This window comes from Flavobacterium sp. (assembly GCF_035292545.1).
Lineage (GTDB): Bacteria > Bacteroidota > Bacteroidia > Flavobacteriales > Flavobacteriaceae > Flavobacterium.
Map to the genome: position 1 here is coordinate 15,503 of NZ_DATDPV010000057.1, position 13,047 is coordinate 28,549.

The window sequence follows — 13,047 nt, forward strand, 5'->3', positions numbered from 1 at the left end:
CTACCAGTATCTGGTATATCGCACAGTTAAGCCTTATATTCGTTTTTATTTTAATTTTCATTTTAGCAATTTTTATGCTTAAAAAATGAAATTAATTCAATAGCCCTATCGGAACTTCCGAATGGTTATTATATGGCTAGATTGCAAAACCAAGCCAACAGTACTATTTTGAAATTAATTAAAAATTAAAATATGAAAAATATTTTATTATCATTCGTAGTATTTACTCTAACTTTTTCGGTTTTTTCACAACCAAGTTGTGGTGGGCAATTTTATGATAATGGTGGAGTAAATGGAGATTATTTGCCTGGCTCTGATCAAGTTGTTACAATTTGTCCAAATAATGTAGGCGACGTGATCTCAGTAACGTTCACTTTGTTTAACACAGAAGCCGGACACGATGGTTTATATGTTTATAACGGAAGTACAGTCACAGCTAATCAATTTGTTAGTGCAAACCCTGCGGGTAATGTTCCGGGAGGATTATCAGGTGCATTTTGGGGCACCACAAATCCCGGACCATTTACATCCTCATCACCTGATGGTTGCTTGACTTTTAGGTTCAGAAGTGATGCTACAACACAAAGTTTAGGTTGGATTGCAAATGTAACTTGTGGTCCAGGAATTTCTACGGGATTTCATTTAAACGCTTTTTTAGACTTAAATGGTAATGGTAATCAAGATTCTGTGGAATATAATTTCCCTTTGGGACAGTTTCAATATGAAATGAACAGCAATGGGAGTGTCGGGAATATTATTTCACCAACTGGATTTTATGATTTTTTTGAAGATAATCCCGCCAATAACTACAATTTTAGTTATACCATTGACCCAGTTTATAGTGCAATGTATAGCCTTGCTGTCTCAAATTATACAAACGTCAACATTGGTGCAAGTTCTGGAGTGGTATCTGTAAATTTTCCAATCACAAGTATAATAAATTATACAGATTTGGCTGCAAATGTTCTTCCTTTAAGTAGTCCAAGAGCTGGTTTTAGTTATGTGAACAGATTGAGTTATACTAATTTTGGTAATCAAACTATAGCAAATGGGAGTTTGACATTTACTAATGATCCTGCGAATACAATTATAGCAACATCAGAAATTGTAAATACTACTTCAAGTGGGTTCACTTATAATTTTAGCAATTTATCACCTTTTGAAACCCGATTTATAGATGTCACAATGTCTGTGCCAAGCATTCCAACCGTTTCGATTGGGCAACTGTTGACCAATTCGGCGAGTATCTCAACAACAGGAACAGAAATATCATTAACGAATAATAACAGTAGTTTAACACAAGTTATTGTTGCATCTTATGACCCGAATGACAAAACTGAATCCCATGGAGAAAAAATTGTATATTCAACATTCGCTCCAAACGATTATTTGACTTATACCATTCGATTTGAAAATACCGGTACAGCTCCAGCAACCAATGTAAACGTTACTGATGTTTTAGATCCAGCAATTGCTGAAACCTCAATAAAAATGATTAGTTCCAGTAATAGTTACGTTTTAGAGCGTGTAGGAAATAATTTGAGTTGGAAATTTGACAATATTCAACTAGCAGTTTCAGTTTCAGGCACCAATATTGGCAAAGGGTATATAACCTTTAAAGCAAAATTAAAACCAGGTTTTATAGTAGGGACGAATGTCCCAAATATGGCAAAAATATATTTCGATACGAATCCAGCAATCGATACCAATATTTTTAACACTGAATTTGTTTCTGTGTTGGCAAACAATAGTTTCGAGTTTAATAATTTATTTAGAATATCCCCGAATCCTGCAACTACGACTTTGAATATCAATACGAACCAAAACGACAGGATTACTGCTATTAGCATTTACAATATACTCGGACAACTAATTTTAGTTATTACGGAACCTAAAATTGAGATTGATATAACGAGTTTGAAAGCAGGGAATTATATCATAAAAGTCAAGTCTGACAAAGGAACTTCAAGCGGCAAGTTCATTAAGATTTAATAAGCAGCGATTACCAACGAAATCTTTGAACGGATAAAAATTTATTTATCTAAAATATTTAGAGTCGGCATTTGTCGGCTCTTTTTTATTGATTAATTTTATAAAATAATTAAACTAAAGTATTGAAAATTGGAAATCAAAGAACTTACCACTATAGAAGAAATGTTGGCTCAAATGGAAACCATGCAATATTTGTATCCAAAACTTGGTATAGAGAAATATGAATCCTATTTAAAAGAAATGGTGCCGCATAACTATACCCAAATTGCTGTTTTTGATAACGAAACCTGCCTTGGAATTACAGGATGTTGGTCCTCAACCAAACTATGGAGTGGAAAATATTTAGAAATAGACAATTTTGTTGTACATCCGGACCATCGATCCAAAGGAATTGGGAAGTTATTAACCGATTTTGTTGAACAAAAAGCAATCGATTTAGGATGTACCAATATTGTTTTAGATGCCTACACAACAAATTTTACCGCGCATCGTTTTTATTACAATCAAGGCTTCGGACCAAAAGGATTTCACTTTGTAAAAATTTTAGATGAAGAAGGATTAACCTGAACCATAAAATCTAACTTTATTGAATCTATAAAACAGTAATAAACCAAAGAATTGGTTATTTTTGTTTCATACAAATTAAAATTTTCAAGTCACATTTTGAGTTTATATAAAAATCTTTTCAAACAAACAGTCATTTACGGACTCGCAACGGTTTTGCCGAGAATGTTCAGTTTTTTACTGGTTCCGCTTTATACCGGTTTGTTGCCAAAAGCTGAATATGGAAAGGTGTCCATCATCTTTGCTTACATAATTTTTTTCAATGTCATCCTGGCCTACGGAATGGAAACGGCATTTTTTAGATTTTACAACAATGAAACCGACAAAAAAACGGTTGTGGAAACAACAACAGTTTCCATTTTCTGGACCTCAATATTGTTTTTATTTGGAGCCGTATTATTTCAAAACACATTAGCCGAAAGATCAGGAATTGATGTGCAATACATACAATACGCCATTTGGATTCTAGTGCTTGACGCTTTGGTTATCATACCCTTTTCAAAACTTAGGGCCTATCAGAAACCCATGGTCTACGCTGCAATTAAAATTGCAAACGTGGTAATCAATCTTACCTTAAGCGTTTTCTTTTTAGTTTTTTTACCCAAAATTGCCCAATCGCATCCGGATAGTTTTTTAGACTCCATATATTTCGAAAACTTCCAAATCGGGTATATCTTTATTGCCAACATCATCGCTAGTTTAGCAACGTTTCTGGTGCTTTCGCCCAATTATTTTCACCTAAAATGGCATTTCGACTTTGATCTCTGGAAAAGAATGATGCGTTATGGCTTGCCAATCTTGGTTGCTGGACTTGCATTTGCCATCAACGAACAATTCGATAAAATACTCTTAGGGGAATTATTGCCAGCAAATATTGCCGAAGCCGAAGTTGGCGTATATTCCGCCTGTTATAAATTAGGACTATTCATGGTTTTATATCGAACGGCATATACCTTAGGAATTGAACCTTTCTTTTTCAGCCACGCTTCAAACGAAAATGCGCCGCAAACCTACGCCATGATTACCAAATATTTCATCATTTTTGGCTCCTTTATTTTATTGGCGGTAATCGTTTTTGCAGATGTTTTAAAATACCTAATGATTCGGGATTCCTCCTATTGGGAAGCCATGAAGGTCGTACCGTTAATCATTCTTGCCAATTTTTTTCTGGGCATTTACACCAATCTTTCCGTTTGGTACAAACTCATCGACAAAACCCATATTGGCGCCTACATTTCGATTATTGGAGCAATAATAACGTTGGGACTTAACTTTTTATTGATTCCCACCATGAGTTATTACGGCTCGGCAATCGCCACTATTGCGGCCTACGGAAGCATGATGTTTATTTCCTATTATTTCGGAAACAAATATTACCCAATTCCGTACGACATAAAAAAAATAGGCGGCTATCTCTTATTATCCATAGGATTTTCAGCCATTTCATTCTATGGGTTCCGAGAGAATTATTTTGTTGGAATCTCGTTATTAATCGTATTCATGTATTTCATATATTACAACGAAAAAGAAACATTAGAACGAATCATTAAACGTAAAAAGAATTAGGAGCTATTTCCCGCTATCCGTTGCAATCTTTTCCTTTTTAAAGAAAAAAGGAAAAGGATTTCCACTTCTATCAGGGCTAGTCAATAATAATCCACAACATTAAATTTATATCATGACCATAAAAATCATCAACAAATCACAACACGCTTTGCCTAATTATGAAACCGTCGCCTCTGCAGGAATGGATTTAAGAGCAAACCTAACCGAATCCATAACCTTAAATCCATTGGAAAGAGCCATCGTAAAAACAGGACTTTTCATCGAACTTCCTATGGGTTTTGAAGCACAAGTGCGCCCAAGAAGCGGACTCGCCGCCAAAAAAGGAATTACCGTTCTCAATTCACCCGGAACAGTCGATGCCGATTATCGTGGTGAAATTGGCGTTATTTTAGTAAATTTATCCAATGAAGCATTCGTTATCGAAAACGGCGAACGCATTGCGCAACTCATCATCGCCAAACACGAACGCGCTGAATGGCAGGAAGTAATCGAATTATCTGAAACGTCCAGAGGCGAAGGCGGTTTTGGTAGCACTGGGGTGAAGTAAATAAATTTAATATTTCTAAAATTGAAAGATTCCATAATCCAATCATTCAATTTTAAATCATTTAATCTTTAAATAAAAAAACATACATGAAAATAATAGTTCCCATGGCCGGACGTGGTTCACGTCTTCGCCCACATACATTAACAGTTCCAAAACCATTAATTCCAATTGCAGGAAAACCAATTGTGCATCGTCTCGTAGAAGACATTGCCGGCGTAATCAATCAGGAAATTGAGGAAATTGCGTTTATCATCCACAAAGATTTTGGTAAACAGGTAGAGGACGATTTGATTGCCATTGCCCAAAAATTGGGATCAAAAGGAACAATTTATTACCAAAATGAAGCATTAGGAACGGCGCATGCCATTATGTGTGCCAAGGAATCTATGCAAGGACCAATTGTGGTTGCCTATGCAGACACACTTTTCAGAGCTGATTTTACGTTAGATACTTCAGCGGACAGTGTTATTTGGGTAAAACAAGTGGAAGACCCAAGTGCTTTTGGCGTGGTGCAATTGAATGAAAACAATCAGATTGTAGATTTTGTTGAAAAACCAAAGGAGTTCGTATCCGATTTAGCCATTATTGGAATTTATTATTTCAAATCAGGCGAAACATTGCGTTCTGAATTACAATATTTGCTCGATAATCATGTTGTTAAAGGAGGAGAATACCAATTAACCGACGCTTTGGAGAACATGAAACAAAAAGGCATGAAATTTGTGCCTGGTAAAGTAGAGGAATGGATGGATTGCGGAAACAAAAATGTAACCGTGGAAACCAATTCCCGTTTATTGACTTTCCTGCACAATGATGGCGAACATTTGGTAGATTATGATGTAAAACTGGAAAATTCAACCATAATTCCGCCATGTTATATTGGTGAAGATGTAATTCTTATTAATGCAACGGTTGGACCAAATGTGTCACTTGGAAAAGGATGCCATGTACAAAACAGTACGATAAAAAACAGTTTGGTGCAAAACCATTCTCATATAAAAAACGCCAATTTAGACAATGCCATGATAGGAAGTCATGCCAGTTTCGATGGTAATTTTACCAGTATCAGCATTGGAGATTATTCGGTTTTAGAATAATATTTTAAAGAATTAGAATGAAAAAATTTGCTTTAGCATTAATCTTCTACGGAATATTCTCTATTCCGACTTCACTTATGGCACAAACGGAGCCGGAAGATATTGCTATGGAAAATGATCAATTTCAAGATTCATTCTACGAATCATTGCTACAAAAAGGAATAGAAAATCATGACAAGGCGATTATAGCTTTGGAAAAATGCCTGAAACTGCAACCTACTAATGCAACGGTCTATTCAGAATTGGGAAGAAATTATCTGGCTCAGAAAGATTATAAAAATGCCTACGAATCTTTTGAAAAAGCCACGAAAATCGACCCGAAAAACAAATGGTTTTGGGTAGGAATGTACGATGTCTGTTACGAAACCAGAGATTTTACACAAGCAATAGTTATTGTCAACAAATTGGTGGAATTTAAAAAAGAATATAAAGAGGAATTGGTTTCTCTCTACATGAATACACAACAATTCGACCAGGCTTTAGACTTGATTAATGAGCTGAATGACCATGTTGGAAAATCAGATTTAAGAGATAATTATAAATCTCAAATCCTGAGAGATTCCAAATATCAAAGTGCCGAAAGGATTAATCTGATTGATCAAATCAAGAAGAATCCGAAAGTCGAATCCAACTATATCGACTTGATTTTCTTGTATTCAGAAAATAATCAGGAAGAAAAAGCGCAGGAAATCGCCAAGAAATTAGAAGCTGAAATTCCAACTTCTGATTGGGCGCAAGTGAGTTTGTTTAATTTACATTTGACTAATAATGATGGGGAAAATGTGGTAAAATCGATGAACTCAGTTTTGGCAAGTGGTAAAATCGATAATAAAATAAAGCACCGCATGCTGAATGAGTTTTTGATTTTTATAAAAGACAAACCCCAATTTGATTCCGATTTGGATAAAGCCATTTCTTATTTCGATAACGACAAAGAAGTAAAAGTCGCCAAAGAAATCGGAAAATTTTATCATAATAAAAAGAATTGGGATAAAGCAGCCCGATACTATGAAATGCATTTGAATAAAAATGCAGAAGATTTAGAAACGGTATTACTTTTGCTTGAGGCATATACTGAAAAAGGACAATTTGACGTTGTAGCAAAGAAAGCGGATGCCATGATGCAGCTTTTTCCGACTCAGCCACACTTTTATTATTATAATGGAATGGCAAACAATCAGTTGAAGAATTATAAAACCGCAAAAGAGGTACTCGAAACGGGATTGGATTTTTTAGTGGATAATATCGGATTAGAAATAAATTTCAACATTCAAATAGGGGAAGCCTATAACGGATTGGGCGATATGAAGAAAAAAGAAGTTTATTTTTCTAAAGCGGAAAAATTATTAAAACAGAAAAAAGAATGAGAAAAAAGATAGGAATGATGTTGTTGGTTTTTGTGTTTTGTTCGGCCAGTTCATTGACGCTAGTGTCATGCAAATCCAAAAAAGCAGTTATAGCAGAGGGAACCGCAAGTAAAATGCTGACAGCAGATAAAATAATTGCAAATCATTACAATAATAAAAAAGATTTTTCTACTCTATATATCAAGTCAAGCGCAAGCTATAAAGACGATAAGCAAACCCAAAATGTTACCGCTGAAATTAAAATCAAAAAAGACGAAAAAATTTTAGTCAGCATTCGATTTCTTGGCATTACGATGGCAAAAGCTTTAATTACGCCAAACGAAGTAAAGTATTATGAAAAAATCAATGGCGAATATTTCGAAGGCAATTATGCCGGGTTAAGTCAGTGGTTGGGTACCGATTTGGATTTTCAAAAAGTGCAAAATATGTTAATTGGTCAGGCTTTTGATGATTTAAACAAGGGAAAATACAAAACCACGATTGAGGATAAATTATACAAACTCGAAAACACCTCGGATGCTAACACCAATAAAGCATTCTATTTTGAAGCCGAACATTTTTTGATAAAAAAACAAGAAATTATTCAAGTATCAAAAGGCAGAATGCTACAAGTTACGTATCCAAATCATAGAGAATATAGCCAAACTGTTTTACCATTAAGTCTAATTATTGAAGCTCTTCAAAAGAAAGGGAAAACAAATATCAGCATCAATTACAACCAAGTTACGTTCAATGAAGAACTTTCTTTCCCATATAGCGTCCCGGATGCCTATGAAAGAATTTTTATTAATTAGATTTGCACAAATATATTTTTAATATGCCAAAATTTATCTTAAGCCTGTTTTTCATCTTTATGACTTTACAAATGTGGAGTCAGGAAGACCAACAACAAAAATTGGAACAACGAAAAGCTCAAATTCAGGAAGAAATTCGTGAAAACGAAAAATTATTACAGTCAGCCAAGAAAAAGGAAAAATCAGTAACGAATTTGATTGCAATTCAAAGCAACAAAATTAAGCTTAAAGAAAAATTAATCAATACGACAGAAAAGCAAACCAAACTTTTGAGTAATGATATGTATATTAATCAAATACAAATCAACAGGCTCAAAAAAGAATTGGTAGAGCTTAAAGAAGATTATGCGGAGATGATTCTAAAATCATACAAAAGCCGTTCTGAACAAAGCCGTGCGATGTTTTTACTGTCATCTGAGAATTTCCTGCAAGCCTATAAAAGAGCACAGTATATGAAACAATATACTAGTTACAGAAAGATGCAAGGCGAGGAAATAAAAAAGAAAACAGAACAACTTACCGTTTTCAATGGTAAATTAAGTGATCAAAAAACAGTCAAACAAAAATTAATCAAAGAAAACGAAAAAGAAAAATTAGGGCTTCAAAAGGAAAAGCACGATCAGGAAATATTGGTCAGTTCCATTAAGAAGGACAAAAAGAAAATTGCTGCCGAAATCAGGAAAAAACAGAGAGAAACCAAGAATATCGACAAACAAATTCAAAGATTAATACGTGAAGCCATCGCGGAAGCCAACAGAAAAGCTGCGGCTGCCAATGCAAAAGCCAATCCTAGAAAAGTTGTTACGGCTGCTGAAGCAAGAGCAGCAGAGTCATCTACAAAAATTGTTTTAACCGCCGAAGGAAAAATCATAGCAGATAATTTTAAAGCCAACAGAGGAAGCTTGCCTTGGCCAGTAGAAAAAGGGTTTGTGTCCTTAGGTTATGGTGATCAGCCACATCCGGTTCATAAATCATTAGTGGTACACAATAGTGGTGTAGAAATCACTACCGATAAAGGAGCAAGTGCCAGAGCCGTTTTTGGCGGGGAAGTAACCAGCGTCATGGTGCTTTCGCCGGTAAATAAAGCAGTAATGATTCAACATGGGGATTATTTTACGGTTTATCAGAATTTAAGCAGCGTAAGTGTCAGTAAAGGCGATAAAGTATCTATAAAACAAACTATTGGAAAAGTGAGAACCAATGGCGATACAGGAAAAACGGTTATCAAGTTTACCATTTCTCAAAATACAACATACACCAATCCAACGGGGTGGTTGTTTAATATGTAAATAGAAAGGGAACCAATTGGTTCCCTTTTTTTATGATATAAATAAAGCTTTTAGTTCGGTAGCTTCTGAAGGTTTCATTTTTCCGGCCAAAACCAAGCTGAGTTGTTTTCTTCTTAAGGCAGCATCGTAGCGTTGTTTTTCCAATTCCGTTTCTGGAATAATTGGTGCTACTTCTACAGGTCTTCCGGTGTCATCAACGGCAACAAAAGTATAAATGGCTTCATTTGCTTTGTTTTTTATTCCGGATTCACGGTCTTCTACCCAAACATCAATAAATATTTCCATAGAACTCCTGAAACTTCTGGATACTTTAGCTTCAACAGTAACTACACTTCCCAAAGGAATTGCTCTATTAAACGCCACGTGATTTACAGAAGCGGTAACCGTAATTCTGCGGGAATGTCTTCGGGCAGCAATACTTGCGGCTCTGTCCATTCGGGCTAATAATTCGCCGCCAAAAAGATTATTCAATGGATTTGTTTCACTCGGCAAAACCAAATCCGTTAAGATGGTTAAAGATTCAGAAGGATGTTTCGGGTGCATAGTTTTTTTACAAAGATAATTACAGTTCATAAAAAATCCCGAAGTTATCGGGATAAATTTTTTATAGTTCTTCGATAAGCAACCAAGCATCGGGATTGTCCGATTTTTGAATTTCGCTCATTGCTTTTTGAGCTTCCGCATAGGTTGGATAACTTCCATAAAGAACAGGAAATAAACCGTTTCTGTTTGGAGCAATCCGTTTGGCCTTAAACCCTTTTTCGTTCAATTCTTTGTAAATTTTTTCTGCATTTCCTTCGTGTCTAAAGGCACCGGCAACAACATGATACGGCATTTTTTCCTCTTTAATGGTCAGCGTCACCGAAGGCAAAGGGTTTGCTATAAAAAAGGTAGCTTCCTGAATTTTATTTTGCACTTGTTTTTGCACTGCTGTTTGAACAAGTAACGTATCGGTTGCGATTTTTTCTTGATATAATTTGAAACCAACACTTCCGGCGGCGGTCATAGCCAAAACAAAAATGGCGGCATATTTCAAATACGGAGTGCTTTTTCTTCTTTCTAAAGTGATAAGGACCGGTTCTTTTTCTTCAAGAACTTCCAACTCTTGTTTGAAGATTTCTCTTTTTATAGTTGGGGAAACAAAAGAACTTAGGCCAAATGAATCTGTCAAATAATTCAGTTGTTCAAAAGGAGTAAAAACAATGTTTCTTTCTGAATTTAACGAAAGTTCGCCGATGTTTTTTAATGTGATTTTTCCGTTTACTTGAAGCGTATTTCTCCAGATTGCAACTTCATTTTCAATAGCGACAACAGCATTTTCGTATGTTGTTTTTTCAGACTGAGCCATATGATTGGCCAATAGTCCGTCATTATTTTTTAAATATGAATTGAAAGAAATCAATTTCTTTGGCGGATAGAACGCATTCGAATTTTTATTCCACTGTGCCGACTGAATTTCGGTCAAAAAAGCACCAAAACCCGGAACCGCTACACATTGGTAACGATATAAAAGTTGCGAAATATATTGTTCTGTCTTCATAGAAACAAAGTTAGACAATCAAAATAGTTATCAAAATTTTATTCACAATTTTTATTAACAATTTCCATAAAAATTTATACTTTTCAGCCTCAAATACTTGCCATGAACGAAAACGAGTTATTTTATTTATTAGCCTTACAAAAAGTTGAAGGAGTGGGTGATATTGTTGCCAAAAAGCTTCTTTCCCATTGCGGAAATGCCGAAACTATTTTCAACACCAAAGCAACACAGCTATCCGCGATTGATGGAGTTGGTTCCGTTTTGATTAAAAAATTAAAAGACAAAACGGTTTTCGAAAAAGCCGAAAGCGAATTGAAATACATCAAAGAAAACAACATTCAGGCTGCATTCTTTCAAGACGAAAATTACCCGGAAAGGTTGAAACACTGTATCGACGGACCAATTTTATTGTTTACTTCCGGAAATATCAATCTCAAAAACAGAAAAATAATCAGCATTGTAGGAACACGGCAAATCACATCTTACGGAACGGAATTTTGTAAAAAACTGATTGCGGATTTAGCACCATTGAATCCTATAATCGTAAGCGGTTTTGCCTATGGCGTTGATATTGTCGCGCATCAGGCAGCCATGGTACATAACCTGCAAACCATTGGCGTAGTTGCACATGGTCTGAACCAAATTTATCCCGGTGTGCACAAAAAGTATGTAGCAAAAATGGAAGAAAATGGTGGTTTTATGACCGAATTTTGGAGTTCCTCCAATCCGGATAAAGAAAATTTTGTGCGTAGAAATAGAATTGTAGCCGGAATGTCAGAGGCCACTGTTGTGATTGAATCGGCTGATAAAGGCGGCTCCTTAATTACCGCCAATATGGCAAACGATTACAATCGGGATGTTTTTGCCGTTCCCGGTAGAACGAGCGATAAGTACAGTCAGGGCTGCAACAATTTAATTAAAACACAAAGAGCCAATTTGCTCACCAGCGCTGCCGATTTAGTTTATATTTTAAATTGGGATTTGGAAAAAGAAACCAAGCCGGTACAAAAACAATTGTTTGTAACACTTGAAAACGAGGAACAAAAAATTTATGATTATCTCCAGAAAAAGGGAAAAGAACTGATGGATATCATTGCCTTAGAATGCGATTTCCCGATTTATAAAATTTCGTCGTTATTATTGAACATGGAATTGAAAGGCGTGATCAGACCCTTGCCCGGAAAATTGTTTGAGGCGATATAACCACCAGTTGAAACAACTCTGTCTTACTTTAATAGTCTGACAGAGTTGTAAATATATTAAATATTAAATCCTAATTTCACTCTGACTCTGCCCAAAACACCATTGGCAATTTTTCCTGCTTTTTCAGCGCCAGTTTTTAAAAGCACATCTACTTCATTTAAATTATTCATGTAGTAATTGTATTTTGCTCTTTCGGTTTTGAATTTTGCTGTAATCAATTCAAATAACGCTTGTTTGGCGTGGCCGTATCCATAATCTCCATTCGCATTGGCGTAATTGACGATCATTTCCTGTAGTTGTTTTTCATCGGCCAACAATTTATAGATGGCAAAAACATTACAGGTTTCTGTATTTTTTGGTGCTTCAAGTGGTGTACTGTCACTTTCAATACTCATAATTTGTTTGCGTAATGCTTTGTCATCCAGGAATATATTGATAATATTATTGGCTGATTTACTCATTTTTCCACCATTGGTTCCGGGAACATACTTCGTGTCTTCCTGAATGTAAGATTCTGGCAAAACAAATGTTTCTCCCATTTGATGATTGAAACGTGCCGCGACATCGCGTGTGATTTCAACATGTTGCAATTGGTCTTTTCCAACAGGAACAAACTCGGCATCATACAACAAGATATCGGCCGCCATTAGCATAGGATAACTAAATAATCCGGCATTTACATCTTCTAATCGATCTGCTTTATCTTTGAAGGAATGCGCCAAGGTCAAGCGTTGAAAAGGAAAAAAACAACTTAAATACCAAGACAATTCTGCTGTTTGGGGTACATCGGATTGGCGGTAAAAAATAACTTTACTAACATCTAAGCCACAAGCAAGCCAGGCTACAGCAGTGCTATAGGTATTTTTTCTTAAGGTTTCGCCATCTTTTATTTGCGTAATCGAATGTAAATCGGCTATGAAAAGAAAGGATTCATTTTCGGGTTTATTGGATAATGCAATCGCCGGAAGGATTGCGCCTAATAAATTTCCCAAATGCGGTGTTCCTGTACTTTGTATGCCTGTGAGTATTTTTGACATTTTGATGTTTCTTTGGCGCAAAGTTAATCCTTTGTATTAAAAATTACATGC

Annotated in this window: 12 protein-coding genes; 9 read left to right on the plus strand and 3 right to left on the minus strand. The window is 35.5% G+C overall.

All coding sequences use genetic code 11. The features are described from left to right. Positions 1-192 precede the first annotated feature (192 nt). The 8 genes from VI621_RS09190 to VI621_RS09225 all read left to right on the plus strand — a co-directional run bounded on the left by VI621_RS09190 (position 193) and on the right by VI621_RS09225 (position 9,216). On the plus strand, positions 193-1,992 hold the full coding sequence (locus VI621_RS09190; protein WP_324218085.1) for a DUF7619 domain-containing protein: 1,800 nt from the start codon (positions 193-195) through the stop codon (positions 1,990-1,992). Positions 1,993-2,154: 162 nt separating this feature from the next. Then, the gene (locus VI621_RS09195) at positions 2,155-2,559 is read left to right on the plus strand and encodes a GNAT family N-acetyltransferase (RefSeq protein WP_324218230.1); all 405 of its coding nucleotides are present in this window, start codon (positions 2,155-2,157) and stop codon (positions 2,557-2,559) included. 96 nt (positions 2,560-2,655) lie between these two features. After that, positions 2,656-4,122 carry a lipopolysaccharide biosynthesis protein gene (locus tag VI621_RS09200; RefSeq protein ID WP_324218086.1) on the plus strand — a complete coding sequence of 489 codons (1,467 nt, stop codon included), beginning with the start codon at positions 2,656-2,658 and terminating at the stop codon, positions 4,120-4,122. Positions 4,123-4,234: 112 nt separating this feature from the next. Then, a complete protein-coding gene (dut, locus tag VI621_RS09205; protein ID WP_324218087.1) occupies positions 4,235-4,669 on the plus strand; it encodes a dUTP diphosphatase in 435 nt (144 codons plus the stop codon). 86 nt (positions 4,670-4,755) lie between these two features. Then, positions 4,756-5,766 (plus strand): sugar phosphate nucleotidyltransferase, encoded by a 1,011-nt coding sequence (locus VI621_RS09210; protein WP_324218088.1) that lies wholly within the window; start codon positions 4,756-4,758, stop codon positions 5,764-5,766. A gap of 17 nt (positions 5,767-5,783) precedes the next feature. Continuing rightward, entirely contained in the window at positions 5,784-7,133 is a 1,350-nt protein-coding gene (locus tag VI621_RS09215) for a tetratricopeptide repeat protein (protein ID WP_324218089.1), read from the plus strand. Beyond that, positions 7,130-7,927, plus strand: coding sequence for a DUF4292 domain-containing protein (locus VI621_RS09220; RefSeq protein ID WP_324218090.1), 798 nt, complete (start codon positions 7,130-7,132; stop codon positions 7,925-7,927). The genes VI621_RS09215 and VI621_RS09220 overlap by 4 nt, the downstream gene beginning before the upstream one ends. 23 nt (positions 7,928-7,950) lie before the next feature. After that, positions 7,951-9,216, plus strand: a complete 1,266-nt coding sequence (locus tag VI621_RS09225) for a murein hydrolase activator EnvC family protein (protein WP_324218091.1) — start codon at positions 7,951-7,953, stop codon at positions 9,214-9,216. A 30-nt stretch (positions 9,217-9,246) separates the two neighbouring features. Here the strand turns inward: VI621_RS09225 and VI621_RS09230 are convergent, their stop codons facing one another. Next, positions 9,247-9,759, minus strand: coding sequence for an acyl-CoA thioesterase (locus VI621_RS09230; RefSeq protein WP_324218092.1), 513 nt, complete (start codon positions 9,757-9,759; stop codon positions 9,247-9,249). Positions 9,760-9,820: 61 nt separating this feature from the next. Next, on the minus strand, positions 9,821-10,756 hold the full coding sequence (locus VI621_RS09235) for an SPOR domain-containing protein (protein ID WP_324218093.1): 936 nt from the start codon (positions 10,754-10,756) through the stop codon (positions 9,821-9,823). Positions 10,757-10,858: 102 nt separating this feature from the next. On the opposite strand from VI621_RS09235, the gene dprA reads away from it, so the two are divergent. Beyond that, entirely contained in the window at positions 10,859-11,959 is a 1,101-nt protein-coding gene (gene dprA / locus VI621_RS09240; protein WP_324218094.1) for a DNA-processing protein DprA, read from the plus strand. A 56-nt stretch (positions 11,960-12,015) separates the two neighbouring features. On the opposite strand, the gene trpS is transcribed toward dprA, so the two are convergent. Beyond that, the gene (trpS, locus tag VI621_RS09245) at positions 12,016-12,996 is read right to left on the minus strand and encodes a tryptophan--tRNA ligase (RefSeq protein ID WP_324218095.1); all 981 of its coding nucleotides are present in this window, start codon (positions 12,994-12,996) and stop codon (positions 12,016-12,018) included. Positions 12,997-13,047: the final 51 nt, after the last annotated feature.

What these genes read in the sequence shown, in the direction of transcription:
- VI621_RS09210 (WP_324218088.1), top strand. Translation starts at nt 4,756, where the DNA reads ATGAAAATAATAGTTCCCATGGCCGGACGTGGTTCACGTCTTCGCCCA.
- VI621_RS09190 (WP_324218085.1), top strand. Translation starts at nt 193, where the DNA reads ATGAAAAATATTTTATTATCATTCGTAGTATTTACTCTAACTTTTTCG.
- dut (WP_324218087.1), top strand. Translation starts at nt 4,235, where the DNA reads ATGACCATAAAAATCATCAACAAATCACAACACGCTTTGCCTAATTAT.
- VI621_RS09220 (WP_324218090.1), top strand. Translation starts at nt 7,130, where the DNA reads ATGAGAAAAAAGATAGGAATGATGTTGTTGGTTTTTGTGTTTTGTTCG.
- VI621_RS09195 (WP_324218230.1), top strand. Translation starts at nt 2,155, where the DNA reads ATGTTGGCTCAAATGGAAACCATGCAATATTTGTATCCAAAACTTGGT.
- VI621_RS09215 (WP_324218089.1), top strand. Translation starts at nt 5,784, where the DNA reads ATGAAAAAATTTGCTTTAGCATTAATCTTCTACGGAATATTCTCTATT.
- trpS (WP_324218095.1), bottom strand. Translation starts at nt 12,996, where the DNA reads ATGTCAAAAATACTCACAGGCATACAAAGTACAGGAACACCGCATTTG.
- dprA (WP_324218094.1), top strand. Translation starts at nt 10,859, where the DNA reads ATGAACGAAAACGAGTTATTTTATTTATTAGCCTTACAAAAAGTTGAA.
- VI621_RS09235 (WP_324218093.1), bottom strand. Translation starts at nt 10,756, where the DNA reads ATGAAGACAGAACAATATATTTCGCAACTTTTATATCGTTACCAATGT.
- VI621_RS09225 (WP_324218091.1), top strand. Translation starts at nt 7,951, where the DNA reads ATGCCAAAATTTATCTTAAGCCTGTTTTTCATCTTTATGACTTTACAA.
- VI621_RS09230 (WP_324218092.1), bottom strand. Translation starts at nt 9,759, where the DNA reads ATGCACCCGAAACATCCTTCTGAATCTTTAACCATCTTAACGGATTTG.